This window comes from Paracoccus sp. FO-3, assembly GCF_006386455.1.
In the GTDB taxonomy this organism is placed as follows: domain Bacteria; phylum Pseudomonadota; class Alphaproteobacteria; order Rhodobacterales; family Rhodobacteraceae; genus Paracoccus; species Paracoccus versutus.
This window is the reverse complement of the sequence record NZ_VCBQ01000093.1, coordinates 1-19,114: the sequence shown is the minus strand read 5'-3', so window position 1 is coordinate 19,114 and position 19,114 is coordinate 1. Positions and strand designations below refer to the sequence as shown.

Here is a 19,114-nt window from a genome sequence, read left to right as displayed (position 1 = left end):
CCGTAACAGCACTCGAAAAAGGGTGAGGGGACGGGGAGCAGCTTCCCAGGAAAAGCAATCCCGAAAGGAAATCATCGTGAAAACCATTCCTCTGCTCGCCCTGGTGATCGCCCTGGCCGCCTGCTCGGAAAAGGACGAGCCGACGGGGCGTATCTACCGCTATCCTGTGGGCACGGAAGCCCAGGGCCTCGAGCCGGTGGTGCGCAGCGGCCGGGGCGTCAGGGTCGATTACCACAATCACGCATTGCCAAGACCCGACGACGGCCAGCATTGGGAGTTGCAACCCGGCGTCTTCCTGCGGGTGGATGCATCGGGGCGTGTGATTTCGACCGTCCCGGCGCGCTACGCCGGGCAGTAAAAGAAGAGGCGTCGGCCGGGTGTGTCCGGCCGTCGCCTCTGGTGCGTCACCTGGAAGCGGTCAGCGCAGGATGTCCGAGGCCAAGCCCAGAACCTGCAGCACCTTCATGGTTCCGGCATCGACCAGAACCACGCGCTCCTCCACCACGCGATAGGCACGGCCGGTCGCGGGCCTGGCCAGTTTCCGCGCTTCGGCGGTCCTGAGCGACCGGCCGCCATGGGTGACTTCGCCGACTTTCGGTCCTTTGCGGGGCTGCTCGCCGGTGTCGGATACGGCGGGTCTTTTCGCCGCCTCGGTCTTGAGCACACAGCGCTGCGCGGCCTGCTCGCAACGCGCGGCGGGCTCGGCCAGGCCAGGTGTCGTGGCCAGGTTCAGCAGGGTCAAGGCCACCAGAATCATCGCCTTTTTCATGGGATTTCCTTCAGCGCTGCGCCTGGATCGGGCCAAGGATCGACACGATGCGCTTGGTCTTCTGGTCCACCAGCACAAGCTGGTCGCGGACCACGCGATATTCCTGGCCGCGCGGTGCCGGGGCGTATCGGCTGTTGCCGGCGCGCTGGAAGGCGCGGCCGTCGCGGCCGCTGTCGCCCACGCGCAAGGCATTGCGGCTATCCACCGGCGGCTTGCCTTTCGCGTCCCGCGCCTTGCCCAGACGGTGATCCGGCGCTTGGGGCGGCTTGTGCCCGTCGCGCCGGGCTTCCTGCGGCGGCGGTTCGCGGCGTTCACCCCTGGGCTCTTCGCCCTTTTTGCGGGCATCCTTTGCCGGGGGCGCCGGGCATTTGCGATCGTCCTGCCGGCATTCCGGCGGCGGGCCATCCGGCCGGGTCTCGGCCATGGCCATCTGGCTGCTGCCGATTGCCGTCACCGCTATCGCGGTCATCATGAAAAAGCGACGCATTGCATCAGTCCTTGCTGTTCTGCGGTCTGGAAGGGGAGGTGCGTCTGGCGTCTTTGTCCGACGCAGGATGGCTCAGCGCGCTGGTGCGGGCTGATGGCCCGGCCGGGGCTGGTGCAGACCCGACCGTTCCGGGCTTTCATGCCGCGGGTTGCGCGATCCCGGACCAAAGCCCGGATCGACCTGCTGCAGCCTCTCCAGCTGGGTCGGCTCCAGCGTTCCGCGCAGGGCGGTCGCGGCATCCAGCAGGGCGCGGGCCTTGCCGGCGCGGGCAAGGGCCTGCGCTGCCATGCGCTCGGCGGCCAGGGGGCGGGCCTGACCAGCCGGGGGCCTGTCGCCCTGGGCCCCGGTTTCAGGTGCCGGCGGGGCAGCCGGCTCGAGGAAGGAGATCAGCGCCTGGCAATAGTCGCGCCAGGCATCCTGCTGCTCTGCGGTGATGCCCAGGAAGGTCTCGGCGGCGGCAAGATGGCCGGCAAGGCCGAGGGCCGGGGACAGGCCTGCGGGGCCGGGCTGGTCGATAGCGGGACGGAAGGCATCGGGACGGCCGTGGCCATGCCCTGCAAGGTCGGGCATGGGATGGGCAGGTTCCTCTGCCGCGGCGGGCGGCGCCTCGCCGGCACTCTGCGCCAGCGCGGCCAGGGGGGTGCCGGAGGCGCATAGCAGGGCGGCCACCGCCAGGGTCTTCGACAGGGCGTTCTTCATCGGACGGGCCTTTCATCGGTTGCGATGCCGATGACGCTACGCTCCACCCTTGTCCGGCTTAGGTCTTGTCGGTGACGAATTCTTTCCGGGCGACCGAGTTTTGCAAACGAAGGTTTCCGAGGGCCGTTTCGGCAATGTTTCGTCACAAATTTGCCCAGGCGGGATGCGCGGAAATCCGCTAGAACGGCGGCATGTCAAGGTGGTGCCGATGAACCGTATCCTTATCGTCGATGACGACGCTGAAATCCGCACCCTGCTGCGCCGCTACCTGGAGGGGCAGGGGTTCCGCGTCTTGACCGCCGCCGACCGGCGCGAGTGCGAGGCGCGGGTGGCGGACGGCAATCCCGACCTGATCGTGCTGGACGTGATGCTGCCCGACGGTTCGGGGCTGGACATCTGCCGCAGCCTGCACGAACACCGGCCCGAACTGCGCATCATCCTGTTGACGGCCCTGAAGGAGGACGTCGACCGCATCATCGGGCTGGAACTCGGGGCCGACGACTATCTGGGCAAGCCCTTCAACCCGCGCGAACTGGTCGCCCGCATCAAGGCCGTGCTGCGCCGGACGGCCGGACCGGACGAAGCCGCCACCCCCGAGGCCCGGACCTACGGCTTTGCCGGTTTCGAGGTCGATCCCGGTCAGCGCCGGGTGCTGGCCGAGGATGGCAGCGAGGTCGAGTTGACCGGCGCCGAGTTCGACCTGCTGCGGGTCTTTCTGGAACGGCCTGGCCGGCTCTTGTCGCGCGACCAGTTGCTGGACCTGACCCAGGGCCGCGACCGCGATCCGCTGGACCGCTCGATCGACGTGCTGATGAGCCGGCTGCGCCGCAAGCTGGGCGAAAAGCACGACGCGACGATATTCCGCACCGTGCGCAACGGCGGCTATCAGCTTGCCGTGCCGGTGAGCAGCGTGGGCGAGGGCCGGGGATGAGTTCGCTGCGCACCCGCATCGCGGCCTTGCTGATCGCGGCCATCGTCAGCGTCGTGGTGCTGGCGAGCTATGCCGCGACGCAGGTGATGCAGCCGCCATCGCCGCAGGCCACGATGGAGCCGGTGGCGATGCAGATCCACCTGACCGTCGCCCTGCTGGGCCATGGCAGCGGCGAGGCACCCCGGACAGAGCTGCGGCCCGAACCCGCGCCGGGCGAGATCGACATGCACGAGACCGGGTTCTTGCGCGAGGCGCTGCGCCGCACCGGCACGCCGCTCGACGTGGTGGTGACGCGGCAGGGCGAGCGCCAGCCGCTGGTCGCCTCGGTCCATGTGCTGCCGCAGGGATGGCTGGTGCTGCCGATCCCGGATATGTCGCCGCCGCCGGGGCGCTGGAAGGTGCTTGCAGTGTGGCTGGCCCTGATCGTGCTGGGCAGCGCCGCCATCTCGCTCCATGCCGCGCGCCGGCTGACGCGGCCGCTGCAACTGCTTGAGGACGCGGTGGATCGCGTCGGCCCCGACGGCGTTCTGGAGCAGATCCCCGAAACCGGCACGGGCGAGGTGCGGACCGCGGCGCGGGCACTGAACCGGCTTTCGGCGCAGTTGAGGCAGGCAATGGAAAGCCGGATGCGCCTGGTGGCGGCGGCGGGGCACGACCTGCGCACGCCGATGACCCGGATGCGGTTGCGCGCCGAGTTCATCGAGGACGAGGCCGAGCGGGCGAAATGGCTCCTGGATCTCGAAGAGCTGGACATGATCGCCGACAGCGCCATCCGCCTGGTGCGCGAGGAGGTCGGGGCGGACGGGGCCGAGCCCATCCGGCTGGACCCGCTGTTGCGCCAGATCGCCTCGGAGTTGTTCGCCCTGGACCAGAAGGTCGAACTGGGCGCGCTGCCGCCGCTGACCGTCCATGCCGGCCCCATCGCGTTGAAGCGGGCGCTGCGCAACCTGATCGCCAATGCCGCGACCCATGGCGGCGGGGCGCGGGTGGCGCTGGGGCGCCAGGGCGACCATGCGGTGATCCGTATCGAGGACGATGGTCCCGGCGTGCCGCCCGAGCTGCTGGCGCAGATCTTCGAGCCCTTCTTCCGCGTCGACCAGGCCCGGCGCAAATCCTTTCCCGGCGCCGGGCTCGGGCTGGCCATCGCGCGCGAGATCATCGAGCGGCACGGCGGCAGCATCGCGATCAGCAACCGCGAGCCGCATGGGCTTTTGCAGATCTGCCGACTGCCATGCGCGGAAACCATCGCGATTTGATGGAAGGCCTGCCTGGGAAATTTGGGATCATCCCGGATCTCTAACAGGCTGCTGAAAAAGTCCTTGCGACAGGACAGCGCGGGCGGGGAACCGGGAAATCCGCCTCAAATTTGCCGAAAACACCCCATTTTCGGGCCGATATCAGCTGGCTCCAGAACGATTTCCGCTGCGTCGCCCTCTCAAAACCCTTTTTCAGCAGCCTGCTAAATTTTTGCACGCCAAAAACACTGGACGGTTTGAAATGCCGGCGGAGATTTTGTGCGATCTTTCCCAGGCGTATTCCATTCTGGCGATGCTGTTAAATCCAATATTCATGCTGGGGCTGAAAATTCGGCATGCCATTATGGCGCAGAAGCATTTCGTAACAAAATAATGATGTTGGCGGGAGCGAAAGGCTATTAAGTGTGAAGTGGTAGCCATCGCCAGCCCACCCATCTTTATGGCGTGATAAATGAAACTCACCGCGGTCATATCCGGCGGAGGATGCTCGGCTCTGGCGATGGCGGATCTCTCCAGGATCAGGAAATAACCTCGGCTGCTGAAGGCACAATCGTCCTGGACGCGATCACGCTGGTTGCGGATGGCCAGGGGAATATCGAGGCAACGGGCGGGGCTGTCCTGACCAAGGAAGACATCGAGAAGCTTCAGCCAGCCTGTTAACCAGGTTCCTTCGCTCCGATCAAAAACGGTTATCCTGCCGACCTCAAGAATGTCATCGACGTGGGTTTCCGCATCTTGCCCTTGTGCAGGGTGGACAGTTCGGGCGGGCCTGCGTGGATCAAGCGGCTACCTTCGTCTTATCCCCTTCCTCGCAATGCGCGTCGTCATTCCATGCAGGCAGGCATTGGCATCTGATGGACAGATCGTTTCATGCGCGCGCTGCGGAATGTCCTCCGAAACCGGAGCGGACGTCAGAGCAACCGCTGAAGAAGAACGGTTGCATAGGCCTGGGCGCGGCCGCCGATGGCCTGGCCGAATGGGACCGGGTAGCGGTCGGTCTTCGTGTTGCCGTCGCCGTTGATGATGCGCCGTGCGGCGGTGAAATCGAAATTCTCGCCGCTTCCGAAGGTAGCCAGGACCGGAAAGCCGCGGGTATAGCCAAGCCGGCCCATGCCGATCGCCATCAGCCGCGCGGCAGTTTCTTCCTCGGCTGCGAGGTCGGGGTTATCCTCCAGCGGCAGGTCGATCGCCTTGCCGAACCGGCGATAATTGTCGCGGAAGGTCAGCTGAACATAGCCGCGCCCCCGGAACCGCTTGCCATCGCCGGCGTGGATATTGCCGAACCGGCCCTGATACCGCTGCTGGTTGGCCGAGGGCGGATTGCCCCATTTCTCGATCATCTGGCGGCCGAAATTGGTTTCATGCTCGGCGGTCGCAAGCACATAGGCCAGGTGGCTCGGGTCGGTGATCCCCTCGGCCAGGCAGGCGGCGAGGATGATGGGCACCGCTTTCTGGGCCGCATCCTTGTTCAGGCGATGGGTCAGTTGCGAGACCGCCTGCGCGATTTCGGCAAAGGCTGCGGCATCCATGGGGCCGGTCGGCGCGGCGGGCCTGGCAGCCGGAACGACCGGCACCAGAACCTGAATGCCGGCGGCCAGCGTGCGCGCCGTTGATTCGTTGAACACCTGGCCATCGGGATCGCGGATCTGCCGCCACAACTCCGGGTCGCCGAGATGGTGGCGCGCGATGGCGCGAAGGGTATCGCCGCGCGCCACCGTGACCCGCTGAAAGCGGGTGCCGTCGAGCGTTGCAAACCCGCCGCCGGGATCACCCTTGAGCTGTCGGGTGCCGTCGGGTTCGATGCTGAGGCTGAGGTCCAGTTCCTCCACGAGATCATCGAGAAAGATCAGATCCATCCCTGCCTCGGTGCGAAGATCGACCCAGGCCGTGGCCTCGCCTGCGCGGATCAGCACTGCCGGGCCCGTCAGGGTCACGCTGGACAGGCCCTCGGGCGATTCGCTCTGCCAGCCGGTCGCTTCCAGAAGGGGGGCGAGCGGCACCCAATCCTCGCCATCCTCGGGGATGCCGCCGCCGACCACCTCGCGGCCGTTGATGAAGAGGGGGAACCGGCCTGGGGCTTCGTCGCCCCCGACCGGATCGGCGGCGGGAGAGGCGAGCGCTTGGGCAACCTCGGCGCGCAGCAGATCGCCGACCTCTCGCGGAGAAAGCTCCGGTCGCCAGGGCAGGACCAGCGGATCCCATTTGCCGTTCTGGGGGATTTTCAGGATCGACTGGACCTCGCCATGCGCCAGCACCGTTTCGCGGCTGACCGGAATGTCGTAGCGCTGGCAGATCTGGGCGGCGAGACGGGCGAGCACCGGAATCTGCGCCTCGCGTATCGGCGCGCGGCCAGCGCGAAAGGGGCGCTCCTGCGCCCCGGCCATGCCGCACAGCGCCAGACCGACAGAGCGGGTGTTGCATTGCCGCGTGTGGGCGGCATAGCGGCCATCCGCGGTGGAGTCATTGTCGGCGATGGTGCGGTTGCCGCGCCGAATGGTGCCGTCCTGTTCGATGCAGAAGTGATAGTGCTGCAGATCCTGGGTTGACGCCCTGGCATTGCCCGCCGTCCAATGCAGAATGATCCGCTTGGGCCGGGCGTTGGGCAGCTGATCCGCTGGAACAGCGCGAAGCCGCTCGGCAGGCCTCGGGCGCGGGTGCCGAGGCGGCCGCAGGCCCGGCTGGAGCTGGACGCCAAGCCCGGCGGGTGACGCCATGGTGGAAAGGGGCGAACTTGCCGAAAGCTCTGGTCGCGCATCATCGGCCAGCCCGGCGATCAACTGGCGGGCCAGATCAGCCTCCAACGCGCCGGTTATCGGCAGGCGCATGCGGGCCTGCAGCGCCCGCACCGCCTGCGCGGTCTGCGGACCAAAGAGACCGTCCACCCCCTCGATCGGCAGAAGCGCAAGCTGGGCAAGACGGAGCTGCAGCAACAACACCATTGGCCCCCTCATCATCGGCGGGCCGAGATACTGAAGGATCGCGGTCTTCATCACGTGCATCCCCCGGCTTGGTTGCGCTGGGAAAGCCGGTTCGCCAGCGTGGTCGCGGCCGCCCGATTGTCGAGCCCTTCGGCCGGTCCAGCGGCGGCGGCCTGCCGGGCATGACCCTGCGCCTCCTGCAGGGCAGCGCAGGGGACAGGACCGGCGAAAGCGGCCTGCCAATCGACGGCGCTGGCGCGATAATAGCCCGCAGCGGGGTGATCCACCCCCGCGGCCAGGGCGGCCAGCCGCATATTGGCCTCATTGGCCTCTGCGCGGCTGGCCGTTTCCCGCACCAGCCTTTCGGCCTCCAGCCCGCGCAGGCTGGTGCCGGGCACCCCGGCATTGCGCAGGACGCCGAACCGGGCGGCCGCACATGCGGCATAGGGCGCGGCACCGCCGCTGGCCAGCCGGTCCTGCGCCATGCGCAGGCATGCATCGCCGGTGATCTCATGGACGCGGGCGCAGCCTTCTTCCCTTATGCGACATTGCGGAACATGCGCAGCCGCCGCAGGCCGGTCCATCGCCTGCACTTTGGCAAGTTCCGCCATTTCTGGATCGACAACTCTGGCGATCTGGTCGCCGGTGTTGTCGCAGCCCGCCAGCACGACCAGCGCAGTCAGCGTGGCGGCAAGCAGATAGGGCAGTCTCATGGCATGGCCTCCTTTTCTGCGGCAGCCAGGGCCTCGCGGAGCAATTGCAGGTCGATTGCCGCGGTGGGGCTGTCGCGCATGGCGGCGGCCATCAGGAAAAGCTTTTCCAGTTCCGCCAGCGTTTCCGGCGTTTTCTGGAGCGTGTCGAGCGCAGCAAGCAGGCTGCCGCGGTCGGGCGCGCCGGACAGGTTGAGCATCGGTTCCGGGATCTCCGCCGTCACCAGCCGGTCGAGTTCCACACGGCGCAGTTGCCTCATCCGGTCCCGGAAGCCGGCCACGGCAGCATCGAACTCTTCGCGCGTGCCGGCGAAGGCGCGGCCGAAGCGGTCGAAGAAGCTGTCGTGATCAAGGTCGGCCGCAGCCTGGCCGAGACGGTTGAGCGCAGCCATGTCGTCCGACCCCGGTTGAAGGGCGGCCAGGGCGTCCGGCATGTCGTCGAGGGCGGATTGGACCGCTGCCGCGTCGATCGGATCGATCGGCAGGAGATCGGGCAGGTAGGGGGCGTTCAGCACCCGCGCTTTCCAGCGGCGATAGGCGACGGCGCCGTGCTGGCCGGCCAGCGTCACCACCATCAGCGCAAGGCCGCCCGGCGAGATGCCGAGAGGGGCGAGCGGCCCCGCAAGCTTTCCCAGGCTGGCGGCAAGGATGCCCTTCAGCGGCCCTTTGGCCAGGGCGAGACCGCCAAGCTTCGCCGCCTCTACCGCCAGCTCCCCGCGGTCGTCGATGCTGCGGACGCGGGCGATCCCCTTTTCCAGCCGGTCCAGCGCATCACGCAGCTTCGCGCCTTCGTCGGAGGGCAGGATTTCCAGCGCGCGACGCAGGAAGGCAGCGGTCGCCGCGGCTTTCTGCACCGTAATCGTGACAGGATCGGAGGCGTTCCCGGCAGCGGCCTGTTCCGTGCCCGAGGACCGCGCGAGGAATTCGCGGGTGACGGCGGCGCGGGCGGCAGGATCGCCCGCCGCCTCCATTTGGGCCGCAAAGGTCACCGCCTCCACCGTCTGGGCGGCTTGCCGACGCTGGATGGCAGCCTGTTCGCGCACCTCGGCTTCCCGCGTGATCCGCTCGACGAGGCTGCGGGGATCTTCCTTGAACACACTTTCGACGGCACCCACCAGCTTGTTCAGGATGTGGTAGATCAATTCGCCCGCAAATCCGCCCAGCAATGCCAGGACAACCCGGCCGAAAAGGCGCGCATCGCCGGTCAGGCCGAAAAGCACCTGCGAAAGCAGGAATCCCGACATCATGCCCAGCCCGATGCGAATGGCATAGCTCGATCCCCGCCGGGGATCATAGGTGCCTTCGCAGACATAGCGGTTGGCATCGTAGAGCGTGGCGAAACAGGCGCCGATCGCGCTGAGCGAGACGTAGAACAGCGTAAGGCAGAACAGGGCGAAGTGGTTCATATTTCCGCCCGCGGTTCCGCCCGTATTTTCGGCAGACGCCATATCCGCTTCAACCTCGGTGTTGAACAGCGGGATACCGTTGCCAACCTGCTCGGCTGTCAGCGGTCCAAAGATCAATACGGCAAAAAAGACGAAGAAGCACAGGATGGTGAACAGGATCACCTTGCGAACCGCCGAGACGGGGGCAAGAAAATGCAACAGATCCCAGAACGGAATTTTGCGCCGGGTTGCGTCCCAATGCAGCAGCTCAACCGACTGCGGTAGTGCAGGGCGGATCACCTCGGCCAGGGCGGCATGCAGGGCGACCAGATCCTTGATCGGAATATCCTGGCGTTTCGAGATTCCCAGGTCGAGGATCGTTATTCGCTCAAGAATGGCCGGCGCGCAGGAAATCCCCCGGCCGGCCATCAGCGCGATCATCGCCTCGCATTCCCGATAGAGGCGCGCATGAAGATCGACGTTATCTATGGGTTTTTGATAGATATCATCCATAACGAATCCCGCCTTCAAGCACGCTCGCACTGTATCGGATTACAATGCACAGAGCGGGAGCAATTTTAACCGCAGAGAACTCATCAGCTGCCGCAAGACGATTTTGATCTGCACATTGTGCAGATCGCCGAATGCTATCAAGGAGGCGTCACATCAATATCGTTCCGGCGAACGGCGATTTGCGCGGGTGCCGGATTAATAAAAGCCCAACAGGGTGCAGGACTGCCGGTCGACAGTCGATTCGAATTCTGGATAAGGTCTCGGTCAGTTTTCTCCATTTTGAGCGTTTTGGCAATATCAATATCTGCCGCACTCTCAGGCCGGAGAGGAAATTTAGCGGGCAGACCCTCTTGCCGCTGAGCATGTCCAGCCTGGCGTTCAGGCCGCCTTTTGTGCGCATGATCGCCTGCGGAAGGCCTCGTTCGCGGGGCTTGAGGCCGCTGAGGGTTTTTAGTGTGCGGACGGGTCGAGCAGGGTCATATCGGCGCCCTGACCAGGACGTTCGTCGGATGCGGTGCGAGCTTGCCATGGCCCTTGGGACGGCCCTGAGGGGTGGCCCGCGCATGACCCATCGCTTCGCACCCAGCGCACACCTGCCGCCGGCGACAGCTTCAACCGTGCCGCCGCCGCGCCTGGACCTTCATTGAGGTAGCGCGAAAACCGAACCCAAAATGCCGACGGTGCGGTGCTGATATGATCCATCTTCCCAAAGGAATGGAATCACAGGGTCGCTTGTCAGGAAGCCCCCTGATTCAGGCTTCGGGCACATCGGTTCAATTCGATGTCATTTTCAGGCAATGCACCATGGATTATCGGCCGAACCTCCTGGAGGTATCGAAACCTATTAAGCCGGACCAAGACGGACGCCCATCCTTGAACAGCAGGGCGAGGTCGGTTTCATCAAGCATCTGGCCCGCGATTTTCTGTCCGACGTCACGATAAGCCTCGAACTGCTCCATCGAGAAAAACTGGTCCGTCGTGCTCTCATAGGGAAATTCGGGGTGTCCGCCCCGATAGCTGCGTGTCGAGATCGATAAACCTGGAATGAGGGCGGATTTGAGATAGATGAGCAACCCCTCTTCCGGACCCAGTTTCTCTTCTGGAGCCTTGCCATATTTGGAATGCGAGGCCGCAGGAACTTTCCTGATGCGTTTTTCCAGCTGGCCCTGGCTGGCGTAGCGGATCGTTCCTAGGAAGTAGCCGCGGCGGGCAAACTCGACCTCCTTGGGATATTCGTTCTCGTGCTTCCGTGCCACGATATGCTGTGGTCCAGAGGGCTGAAATTCTCCGCCACCCTTGTCGAAGATCTTCATGTTGAACTCTATCTCCGCGGCAAAATCCTCGCGAATAAGCCGGATGGCCGCGGTGAAATTGTTATAGGCAGTGGTGGGGTCCGACTCGCCATCGCAAACGATAATCAATGCGCAGCGCCGACGCACCAGCTCATAGAGTCCCAGGTTCTCGAAATGCCCACCGTCGCTGAGTTCAACGAACACCGGGTTTTTCGTTTTGGAGTTTAATACCCGACGCAGCAGGTTGGTCGTGACGGGGAAAAGGTGGTTGCCATATGGATTCAACCATTGACGCCACTTCGCTATTTTTCGCCATCGGAACCAATAGCCGAGGCGCATGCTGAGAAGCGTCATCGCAGTTGCTACGACGATATTGGTTGTAGGACCGGAACCCGCGAAACCACCACCTGGATTTGCAGCCGCGCCGGAGATTGCCATCGCCGTCGGCAGCGACAGATTCCCGCCGAGCGCTTCTTGAGTGGGTTGCCAGCTCGTCACTGTCGAGCCGCAATAGAGTGGCGAAAGGATGAAGGAATCGCCGCCGCGCCGCCGGTCTGTCATGTCTTCCGCCCAGGGCGTCATCACCGTCGTACAGATCAGCGGATAGGGTCCGTTGAGCCTGCGCGGCTCAGATGGCATAACGATATTGCCCTCGTCCTCGCCAGGCTTATCCTTTTGGGGAAGATTTGCGATTTCTCTCATCTTGTAGCGATCGGCCGAACCCGCCGCGCCGACTTTGCGGAGGTCGACGCTTGCCTTGTCCGGCATATAGGCTTCCATCAACCGATCGCGATAAAAGCGACCCAATGATATATCGTTTATATTGACGATGAAACAGAGTGCGGCAGCGGTGATCACGGCAACCATATAGAGAACATGGCGAAGCTCGAGCGGATTGGTATTGTCCAAGAGCGCCTTATGGACCTCGAGCAGGTCCAGCGCGGCCAGATATGCGGCTATGCCTGCGCCATAGACAAGGATCGCAGAGCCAGCGACAATGACCACGGCGGCTTTCTGTCCCAATACGCCCTTCAGCCGCGCCTGGTAGAAACCGAAAAGCGCCGACATGGTGGCTATGAGATAGATAGCGAAAGGCAGAAGACCCAGGTGGCCGCCCTCTTCAACGCCTTTTGGGCCGCCACCGATCTCGCCGACTAAAAAGGGAAGGAGAGGAGGAATGAAGGGAATGATGCCGACCAGAAGGAATCCCACAGCGAGAATGAGCATTCCCCCAGAGAGGGCCTCGACCATGCGCCGCCGTCCGTATTCCGGGGCGGGCGGGCCATTCGGCGACCGGCCGCCTCCACGGAGGCGGGCGGGAATATATGCTCCGACCAACCAGAGACCAACCAGTGCAAAAGCCGTCAAGATAACGACTGGGGCGGGCTTCACGAACCAGGGCATGGACCGGAGCATGGGCCATGGCTCGGCTCCCCAAAGCGCAAGGGCTACGAAGGGCAGGCAGAGCAGAACGAGACCCGTGGAGAATCGCCAGAGATTTTCCTCCTCCGTCTTTCCCGCCTCGTTCGGCCGGAAGCTCGAGATGGAAGCCATGACCATCAGAACAACGATTACGCCAAAAAGGAAAAGTGATAGCGTAAGAAACAGCCAGAAAACGATATTTTCGTACCTGCATATATAGTCCGAATATTGTTCAAGCCAGGATCCTGTCATGCGAGGGCACGACAGGTAGCTATGCCAGCCCTTATACCAGGAATTATCCTTGGGAATGATCCACATGGAAAATTTCATGAGAGCTGCAACGACAATGCCGGCAAGCAGCGTCCAGATGAACAGGTTGAACAGGATTGATCTGGCAACGACGTAGAAGCCGGTTGCAAAACCCCGGAAGCCTTCCGGCGCAAGATAGTTCGCATTGGTGTGCAAGAAGTTCAGTGCGCGACCACCATCATCGTCCTCCTCGGGCTCCTTGAATGGAAAGTCTCCATCTGGATCCCCCGCTTCGGATGGATTTTCATCGCGGTTTTGCGCGTAGTGCAGCGCCATCGCTGATGCGATATATCCGCCGCCCGAGACCGCCGACATATAGTCGAGATGCTTGATGAGTTTCGCCTTTGCCAAAGCCTGAAGAACCCCCAAAGCAAAGGTCGCGGAGCGAATGCCGCCGCCCGAAAGGCAGATGCCTGTCCGGTAGCCTTTCCGGTCCTCTTTCCCGGCTCTACCATAGGCGCCGTCAATGATCTCTTCCTCACTCTTGAAGAGATCGTTCCATTTGTCCTGCTTACTCTGTTCTTCTTGCCGAAAGGTGGAGGTCGTGCCGGATGTGTGTGGCATCGGATGCACCTAGACGGGAAATAATGGTAAAATTCTACCATTTTCACAGTTGCAAGTCACTCATTTGTTTATTCGATCAAATGCTCTCAATTCATGCAATGGTATAGTGTCGTCCTTTGGTTGATCGACCTCTTCTGGTGGGTCGATCTTGATATGATGGGATGGCCCCCGGCGGCATTGATCTGCCAGGGTAGGGGTTGAAGAACACCGTGGAAGGAGAATGCCTTTCAGGCGCAAGGCTGCCAATACTGTTGATCGGTCGTTCCGCCCGCTGACGATGCGGGGCAAGGTGTGGAATTCTTCTCAATGCAGCCAAGCTGCGTCGTTGCGTTGGAAGCACGTGATGGCGCTTACCATTCAGCTCGGGCGGGCGTAGGACCACGATGTCCGGCCCATTTCTTCAGCTTATGCCCTTTGTGAAACGGCAAAAGAATGACGCGGCTGGGTTCGATCTTCGACGAGGTCGTGGAACCAGACATGGTTGGGCTGCTCGGCGCGCAGGCGGATACATCAGCCGTCATTGAGCCCGAGCCGGTCTCGCTTTGGTTGTCTGTCCGCCTTACCCCGCCCTTGCCGCGCGACCTGCTTGTCATTGACCACCCGGCCCGATCGGCTGAGCCGAAGTTCGGCGATCTGGCGATAGCCGTGGCGGCCATGGCGGAGGGCCCCCGCAACCACCGCTGTCATAACTCGCTAATCATCCAAGTATAATCGATCGCTCGGGCTGCAAAAGGGCGGCCTTTCTTATCTTGAAGCATGCAAAATATCGGCCGTTCGCCTGCCAGATCAGCTCATATGGCGGCGGATTGTATGGCGAGCGGATACCCTTTTTTGCAGAACGGCCATAGGCGGTTCGGTCCAGATGCCGCAGCAATGGCAATCGGGCAGTTCGGGCGCACCGGCCACGAACACATGTCCAGCCGGTTGGTTCAGGGCTGCATCGACAGTATCGCTGGCGGTTCAGCATTCTCGACCGCGATGCCGGGAGGCCCGCTGCCGAAACCGGCCGCAGCCCAGTCCAGCCCGACAAGCCGCAGGAGGCTCTCGATGAACCCCGTCGTTCGTCGGATCTCCACGCCAAAGAGCACCTGTATTGAGAGGCGCGTGGGCGAGAGGGTGACGGCGGTCGTGGTCCCGACTGGCTGCTCCGCCCTGACCGGGACGGATATGCTGGCCCTGCTGGAAGGGCGGCTGGCGAGGTTCAGGCAGCGCAAGCGCGTGCTGTTCGTGAACGAGTTACCGTGCAACGCCATGGGCAAGGTGCAGAAGAACCTGCTGCGCGACCGCTTCGCCGGGCTTTGCGACCAGGGTCCGGTCGCGCAGGCGGGCAGGAAATGGGGCAGGGCGGCGATGGCCGCCCTGCCTGTCGCGGGTCAGGCTCGGGCGACGCCGCCGTAGACCAGCCGGCCCTTGTGGAACGTGGCGCTGCGGGCCGAGCGCCGGGCCACCGCCTCGGCCGAGCAACTGGCCTCGGCCAGCGCGAACTCCGCCGCATCCCCGGGTTTCGGCCAGGCGCGGTCGCCCGCATCGTCCAGCGGCAGCACGTCGCCGGTGGCGATTGCCATGGCGCGGGTCAGGGCGAATTCGTCCCTGCCGCCATAGACCTGCGCCATCAGGTTGGCCTTTTCCAGCATGTCGCCAGTGCCGAAGGGCGACCAGTGGTCGATCACGCTGTCGGTGCCGGTCATCAGCGTCACGCCCTTTTCGCGCAGGCGCGGCAGGGGCATGGTCAGCGCCCCGATGGGCACGGTCGAGATCACCGTGACGTCCTGCGCCGCCATGCGCTCGGCCAGCGCGTCCAGTTCGGCCTCGGGCAGCGTTCCCAGCGCGAAGGCGTGGCTCAGGTTCAGCCGGCCCTTGAGTTGCGGGGTGCGCTCGACCGTCTCGACCATGTAGTTGATCGCGGCGGTGCCGGAGGGGCCGGTTTCGTGCAGGTGGATGTCCACCGCCTTGTCATGGTCCAGCGCGATCTGGAACATCGCGTCCAGCGACTGCTCCATCGCGCCGTCCACGTTGGTCGGGTCCAGCCCGCCGACGAATTGCACGCCCATGGCCATCGCCTCGCGCATCAGCCCGTCCACCTTGGAATGCAACAGGCCGTGCTGCGGGAAGGCCACGATTTCGCATTCGAAGCGGTCGCGGTGCTTTTCCAGCGCAAGTTGCAGATGCTCCAGGCTTTTCAGCCCGCTGACCGGGTCGATGTTGCAATGGCTGCGCGCCACGGTGGTGCCTTGCGACAGCAGCAGATCGATCAGCGCCTCGGCCCGCTGCTGCGAGGTGGGCAACAGCTTCGGCAGCAGGATTTCCTCGCGTGCGATCATGTCCATGATCGTCTTGCCCTGCCGGGGCAGCGGCGCCTGCCACGGCCCGCCATAAAAGGTCTTGTCCAGGTGGATATGCATGTCGCGAAAGGCCGGCAGCGCCAGCTTGCCCCCGGCCGAATAGCGCGGGACGTCCGGCGTCAGCGCGGCGCCTTCCTCCAGGATCGCCTGGATGCTGCCGTCGTGGATTTCCAGCGTATGCAGCGCGGTGCGGGTGGCGGTGATGTATTCGCCCTCGCGCTCGAAGCCGCTTTCAAGCCGGACCTCGGTCAGGTAGTAATGCGTCTCGGCGATCTCGCCGGTCAGTGCCAGTTCCTCCGCGGCCCCGGCCCCGGCCCCGGCCCCGGCGGCGGCTCCTGCGGCGCTGGCGGCTCCCATGCCCATCACGGCCGATGCGGTCATCAGCCCCCCGGTGCCGCACAGGAAGGCGCGGCGGCTGTGGCGGTGCTCGGTGTGCAAATGCGTTTCCTCCCGAATGTCGTTTGTCCTGCGTTCTGGATAAGCGCGACCAGGATCATCTGGAAATTAAATGTCCAGATGATAAACATCGTGAAATCGAATGGAGTCCGGGATGCTCGATCCGCGCCTGCTGCGCGCCTTTGTCGCCATCGTCGATAGCGGCAGCTTCACCCGCGCCGCGGAACGGCTGCACATGACGCAATCCACCATCAGCCAGCAACTGGCCCGGCTGGAGGATGCCGCGGGCCATGCCCTGATCGACCGTGCCGCGCGCCCGGTGCTGCCGACCCCGCAGGGCGAGCGGCTTCTGGGCTATGCCCGGCGCATCCTGGCCCTGCAGCAAGAGGCGGCGGCGGCGCTTGGCGATCCCAGCGGCACCAGTTCGATCCGGCTGGGCCTGCCCGAGGACATCTTCAACCCCGAGATGTGCGGGATCTTTCGCGACTTCACCCGGCAGTTCCCGCAGATCCGGCTGGACGTGACCGTCGGCCTCAGCCGCGAGTTGATGCGCCGCTATCGCGCGGCCGAACTGGACATCGTCGTGGTCAAGGAGCCCGCTCCCGAGAGCGATTGCCGGGCGCATTTTACCGAGGCGATGGCCTGGTTCGAAAGCGCCCTCCTGCCGCGCGACTGGCAAGACCCGGTGCCGCTGGTGGTGTTCCCGCCCGGCGGGCTTTACCGCGACGCCATGTTCGCGCGGATCGAGCGCGAGCAGCGGCGCTGGTATGTCGCCTTTTCCGGCAGCAGTCTGCCCAGCGTCATCCTGGGCGTCGAGGGCGGGCTGGGAATCACGCTTCTGCCGGTCGCGGCGGTCTCGGGCGCGCGGCTGCGGCGCTGCGACAGTTTCGGCGGCGAGCCGGCCATGGTGGTGTCGATCTATTCCTGGGAAAGCGCCGGTTCCATCGGCTGGCTGATCGGCGAGATGACCGGCCTGCTGTCCGAGCGGCATCGCCGCAGCCTGGCGGCAGCCGGCAGGTGATCGCCGGTCAGCCGGCGCCCCCCCCCCGCATCCGCCAGTCCCAGCCAGCGCATCCGGCGATAGATGGTGCTGCGGTCCACCCCCGGCTGCCGCGCCACCGCCGAAATATTGCTGCCGCATACCCCGATCAGCCGGCGCAGCGCGGCACGCTCCGCGGCATTCGGGGTGCTGTCATGACGCGATTAGATGTTGTTTCGTCCGTGTTTCTTTAAACTGGTCACAGCAAACGAACGGGTGCCAAGCTGACCTGCTTTCCGAATCGGTCAAGTTTGTTTTCGGGGCGCTTACTCCTCGACGACGAGTGGCACGCAGATCCCCTGCGCCCGCGTCAGCGGTAGCCGATATTCATGACATAATCGTGCAGCAGGTTTTCCTCCTCCCGGACTTCCTGCAGCAGCGTTTGAAGAACATCGCGCGCATTCAGCACGCCGAGCGGGTGGCGATTTGCATCGACGATCGGAATGTTCTTGAAGCCGCGGGTCTTCATGATGTCCCAGACATCCTGCAGCCAACCGTCCGGGGTCACGGTGGTGACGTCGCGCGTCATCGCCTCGATGACGGGTGCGGTGCAGCTGGCGCCGGCACAGCGACCTGTCTGGCGGACCACGTCGGTCTTGGTCAGGACACCCGCCAGTCGGCCGGCAGCATCGCAGACCAGCAGCATGTCGCAGCCCTCGCCAAGCCGCCTTGCCGCCTGCAGAAGCGCCGCGTTCACATCGATCGATTGCAGGTGCCGGCGCGCGGTAGGCAGAAATTTCTGGATAAGCACGTGAACTCCTTCCTATGGCATCAGCGCGACGCGCAGCACCGAAGCGATGCCGAACACGACACCTGCAAAGCAGGCCAGCTGGATCGCCGCCGCGGCGACGAACCGCGCGCCGGAATGAATGTAGTCCTCGGCCAGAACCTGGAGCCCCAGCGCCGCATGATGAAAGCCGGCCATCAACAGCAGGATCATGAGCCCGGAATTGAGCGGCGCCGCCAACCAGGCCACCAGCTTCGCGTGATCCGCGGCCGCGCCGCCGGCCAACGCCAGGGCGAACCACAGGACCAGCGGCACCAGACCCGCGACCGAGATCCGCTGTGCCCACCAATGAGCGGTGCCATGCCCCGCTGCTCCAAGGCCGCGTGCCCGTGCGAATGGCGGGATATGGCGGATCGTCATGCCAGCCCCCATGTCCACAACGCCAGCGTCAGGATCAGGCTTGTCCCCACCACCGTCCATCCGCCGGCATAGATCGCGCGCAATTCGAAGCCCCGGCCACTGTCCCAGACCAGATGCCGGACGCCGTTGCAAAGGTGGTAAAACAGCGCCAACGTTACAAGAAAAAGCGCAATACGGCCAAGCACGGACAGCAGCAGCGCCTGCGCGCTTCCGAACGCATCCTGGCCCGAGGCGCCGGCCATCAGCCAGCCTGCGAGGCCGAAGGCGCCGAGGCTCAGCGCCACGCCCGAAAGCCGGTGCCCGAACGACAGGACGGAGGTCAGCTGTGGCCGGTAGTTCTGCATGCTGGGTGATTTTGGACGGCGGTGAGACATGGCGCTTCCTTCGTGTCAGCCTTGTCGCTCGATCATTTTCTTCTTGATCTCGGCGATGGCGCGGCCGGGGTTCAGCCCGCGAGGACAAGTGCGGGTGCAGTTCAGGATCGTGTGGCAACGATAGAGGCGGAACGGATCCTCGAGGGCGTCGAGCCGCTCGCCGCGTCCCTCGTCGCGGCTGTCGGCCAGCCAGCGCCACGCCTGAAGAAGCGTGGCGGGGCCTAGAAAGCGGTCACCGTTCCACCAGTGGCTGGGGCAGCCCGAGGTGCAGCAGAAGCACAGGATGCACTCGTAATAGCCGTCAAGTGCTGCACGCTCCCTGGGCGATTGCAGCCGCCTGCGCTTCGGCGCCGGCGTCTCGGCGTCCAACCAGGGCTCGATCATCTCGTATTGGGCGAACAGATGGATCGGCCTTTCGGTAGGGTTCCACGATCGAACCATAAGACAATCTTGCGAAACAATCCGCTAAGAACGCTTCATTTTCCTCCCAGCGGTTTTTCGTCCACTGTCTGCACGGATCTTGTGATCATCCTTGAGCCTCGCGGTGATCCGCCGGGCTGC

General features: G+C 64.2%; 17 protein-coding genes and 2 pseudogenes. 6 read left to right on the top strand and 13 right to left on the bottom strand.

What is annotated here, in order from left to right:
* Nucleotides 1-76: 76 nt before the first annotated feature.
* Nucleotides 77-358, top strand: a complete 282-nt coding sequence (locus FE811_RS20560; RefSeq protein WP_166436147.1) for an RcnB family protein — start codon at nt 77-79, stop codon at nt 356-358.
* Nucleotides 359-418: 60 nt separating this feature from the next.
* Here the strand turns inward: FE811_RS20560 and FE811_RS20555 are convergent, their stop codons facing one another.
* The 3 genes from FE811_RS20555 to FE811_RS20545 form a co-directional block, all read right to left on the bottom strand.
* Nucleotides 419-769: a hypothetical protein gene (locus FE811_RS20555; RefSeq protein ID WP_036760292.1), complete on the bottom strand. Its 351-nt coding sequence runs from the start codon at nt 767-769 to the stop codon at nt 419-421.
* Between the two features lie 10 nt (nt 770-779).
* Complete coding sequence (locus FE811_RS20550; RefSeq protein WP_140848587.1) at nt 780-1,256, bottom strand: hypothetical protein; 477 nt, start codon at nt 1,254-1,256, stop codon at nt 780-782.
* Nucleotides 1,257-1,328: 72 nt separating this feature from the next.
* Complete coding sequence (locus FE811_RS20545) at nt 1,329-1,955, bottom strand: Spy/CpxP family protein refolding chaperone (RefSeq protein ID WP_140848586.1); 627 nt, start codon at nt 1,953-1,955, stop codon at nt 1,329-1,331.
* Nucleotides 1,956-2,163: 208 nt separating this feature from the next.
* On the opposite strand from FE811_RS20545, the gene FE811_RS20540 reads away from it, so the two are divergent.
* Together FE811_RS20540 and FE811_RS20535 are read left to right on the top strand one after the other, a co-directional pair.
* On the top strand, nt 2,164-2,886 hold the full coding sequence (locus FE811_RS20540) for a response regulator (RefSeq protein WP_036760303.1): 723 nt from the start codon (nt 2,164-2,166) through the stop codon (nt 2,884-2,886).
* Nucleotides 2,883-4,142 (top strand): ATP-binding protein, encoded by a 1,260-nt coding sequence (locus tag FE811_RS20535; RefSeq protein WP_140848584.1) that lies wholly within the window; start codon nt 2,883-2,885, stop codon nt 4,140-4,142. Before FE811_RS20540 ends, FE811_RS20535 begins: the two co-directional genes overlap by 4 nt.
* Before the next feature lie 911 nt (nt 4,143-5,053).
* Here the strand turns inward: FE811_RS20535 and FE811_RS20530 are convergent.
* The 4 genes from FE811_RS20530 to FE811_RS20515 form a co-directional block, all read right to left on the bottom strand.
* A complete protein-coding gene (locus tag FE811_RS20530) occupies nt 5,054-7,132 on the bottom strand; it encodes an N-acetylmuramoyl-L-alanine amidase (protein ID WP_181180909.1) in 2,079 nt (692 codons plus the stop codon).
* Nucleotides 7,132-7,773: a hypothetical protein gene (locus FE811_RS20525; protein WP_140848581.1), complete on the bottom strand. Its 642-nt coding sequence runs from the start codon at nt 7,771-7,773 to the stop codon at nt 7,132-7,134. Before FE811_RS20525 ends, FE811_RS20530 begins: the two co-directional genes overlap by 1 nt.
* Nucleotides 7,770-9,668 carry a hypothetical protein gene (locus tag FE811_RS20520; RefSeq protein WP_140848579.1) on the bottom strand — a complete coding sequence of 633 codons (1,899 nt, stop codon included), beginning with the start codon at nt 9,666-9,668 and terminating at the stop codon, nt 7,770-7,772. Before FE811_RS20520 ends, FE811_RS20525 begins: the two co-directional genes overlap by 4 nt.
* Before the next feature lie 809 nt (nt 9,669-10,477).
* Nucleotides 10,478-13,255: a patatin-like phospholipase family protein gene (locus FE811_RS20515; protein WP_140848577.1), complete on the bottom strand. Its 2,778-nt coding sequence runs from the start codon at nt 13,253-13,255 to the stop codon at nt 10,478-10,480.
* Nucleotides 13,256-13,687: 432 nt separating this feature from the next.
* Between FE811_RS20515 and FE811_RS20510 the strand changes: the two genes are divergently transcribed.
* Complete coding sequence (locus FE811_RS20510) at nt 13,688-13,966, top strand: hypothetical protein (RefSeq protein ID WP_140848575.1); 279 nt, start codon at nt 13,688-13,690, stop codon at nt 13,964-13,966.
* A 281-nt stretch (nt 13,967-14,247) separates the two neighbouring features.
* Here FE811_RS20510 and FE811_RS20505 read toward each other — a convergent pair.
* Nucleotides 14,248-14,361, bottom strand: a pseudogene (locus FE811_RS20505) (transposase); the annotation flags it as partial.
* A 121-nt stretch (nt 14,362-14,482) separates the two neighbouring features.
* On the opposite strand from FE811_RS20505, the gene FE811_RS28365 reads away from it, so the two are divergent.
* Nucleotides 14,483-14,653 (top strand): hypothetical protein, encoded by a 171-nt coding sequence (locus FE811_RS28365; protein ID WP_255469794.1) that lies wholly within the window; start codon nt 14,483-14,485, stop codon nt 14,651-14,653.
* On the opposite strand, the gene FE811_RS20495 is transcribed toward FE811_RS28365, so the two are convergent.
* On the bottom strand, nt 14,629-16,035 hold the full coding sequence (locus FE811_RS20495) for an amidohydrolase family protein (protein ID WP_219848913.1): 1,407 nt from the start codon (nt 16,033-16,035) through the stop codon (nt 14,629-14,631). The two genes, FE811_RS28365 and FE811_RS20495, sit on opposite strands and share 25 nt — an antisense overlap.
* Nucleotides 16,036-16,147: 112 nt before the next feature.
* Between FE811_RS20495 and FE811_RS20490 the strand changes: the two genes are divergently transcribed.
* Nucleotides 16,148-17,014: a LysR family transcriptional regulator gene (locus FE811_RS20490; RefSeq protein WP_140848574.1), complete on the top strand. Its 867-nt coding sequence runs from the start codon at nt 16,148-16,150 to the stop codon at nt 17,012-17,014.
* Between the two features lie 328 nt (nt 17,015-17,342).
* Here the strand turns inward: FE811_RS20490 and FE811_RS20480 are convergent, their stop codons facing one another.
* The 4 genes and pseudogenes from FE811_RS20480 to FE811_RS20465 all read right to left on the bottom strand — a co-directional run.
* Nucleotides 17,343-17,783 (bottom strand): cyclic nucleotide-binding/CBS domain-containing protein, encoded by a 441-nt coding sequence (locus FE811_RS20480; RefSeq protein ID WP_140848572.1) that lies wholly within the window; start codon nt 17,781-17,783, stop codon nt 17,343-17,345.
* A gap of 12 nt (nt 17,784-17,795) precedes the next feature.
* Nucleotides 17,796-18,179 carry a succinate dehydrogenase, hydrophobic membrane anchor protein gene (gene sdhD / locus FE811_RS20475; RefSeq protein ID WP_140848571.1) on the bottom strand — a complete coding sequence of 128 codons (384 nt, stop codon included), beginning with the start codon at nt 18,177-18,179 and terminating at the stop codon, nt 17,796-17,798.
* Nucleotides 18,176-18,553 carry a succinate dehydrogenase, cytochrome b556 subunit gene (sdhC, locus tag FE811_RS20470; RefSeq protein WP_140848569.1) on the bottom strand — a complete coding sequence of 126 codons (378 nt, stop codon included), beginning with the start codon at nt 18,551-18,553 and terminating at the stop codon, nt 18,176-18,178. The genes sdhD and sdhC overlap by 4 nt, the downstream gene beginning before the upstream one ends.
* Before the next feature lie 15 nt (nt 18,554-18,568).
* A pseudogene (locus FE811_RS20465) lies at nt 18,569-18,952 on the bottom strand (4Fe-4S dicluster domain-containing protein); the annotation flags it as partial.
* Nucleotides 18,953-19,114 lie beyond the last annotated feature (162 nt).

Excerpts from the sequence above, each read along its gene's own strand:
- FE811_RS20555 (WP_036760292.1), bottom strand. The coding sequence starts at position 769 with ATGAAAAAGGCGATGATTCTGGTGGCCTTGACCCTGCTGAACCTGGCC.
- FE811_RS20550 (WP_140848587.1), bottom strand. The coding sequence starts at position 1,256 with ATGCGTCGCTTTTTCATGATGACCGCGATAGCGGTGACGGCAATCGGC.
- FE811_RS20545 (WP_140848586.1), bottom strand. The coding sequence starts at position 1,955 with ATGAAGAACGCCCTGTCGAAGACCCTGGCGGTGGCCGCCCTGCTATGC.
- FE811_RS20540 (WP_036760303.1), top strand. The coding sequence starts at position 2,164 with ATGAACCGTATCCTTATCGTCGATGACGACGCTGAAATCCGCACCCTG.
- FE811_RS20535 (WP_140848584.1), top strand. The coding sequence starts at position 2,883 with ATGAGTTCGCTGCGCACCCGCATCGCGGCCTTGCTGATCGCGGCCATC.
- FE811_RS20530 (WP_181180909.1), bottom strand. The coding sequence starts at position 7,132 with ATGAAGACCGCGATCCTTCAGTATCTCGGCCCGCCGATGATGAGGGGG.
- FE811_RS20525 (WP_140848581.1), bottom strand. The coding sequence starts at position 7,773 with ATGAGACTGCCCTATCTGCTTGCCGCCACGCTGACTGCGCTGGTCGTG.
- FE811_RS20520 (WP_140848579.1), bottom strand. The coding sequence starts at position 9,668 with ATGGATGATATCTATCAAAAACCCATAGATAACGTCGATCTTCATGCG.
- FE811_RS20515 (WP_140848577.1), bottom strand. The coding sequence starts at position 13,255 with ATGCCACACACATCCGGCACGACCTCCACCTTTCGGCAAGAAGAACAG.
- FE811_RS20510 (WP_140848575.1), top strand. The coding sequence starts at position 13,688 with ATGACGCGGCTGGGTTCGATCTTCGACGAGGTCGTGGAACCAGACATG.
- FE811_RS20490 (WP_140848574.1), top strand. The coding sequence starts at position 16,148 with ATGCTCGATCCGCGCCTGCTGCGCGCCTTTGTCGCCATCGTCGATAGC.
- sdhD (WP_140848571.1), bottom strand. The coding sequence starts at position 18,179 with ATGACGATCCGCCATATCCCGCCATTCGCACGGGCACGCGGCCTTGGA.
- sdhC (WP_140848569.1), bottom strand. The coding sequence starts at position 18,553 with ATGTCTCACCGCCGTCCAAAATCACCCAGCATGCAGAACTACCGGCCA.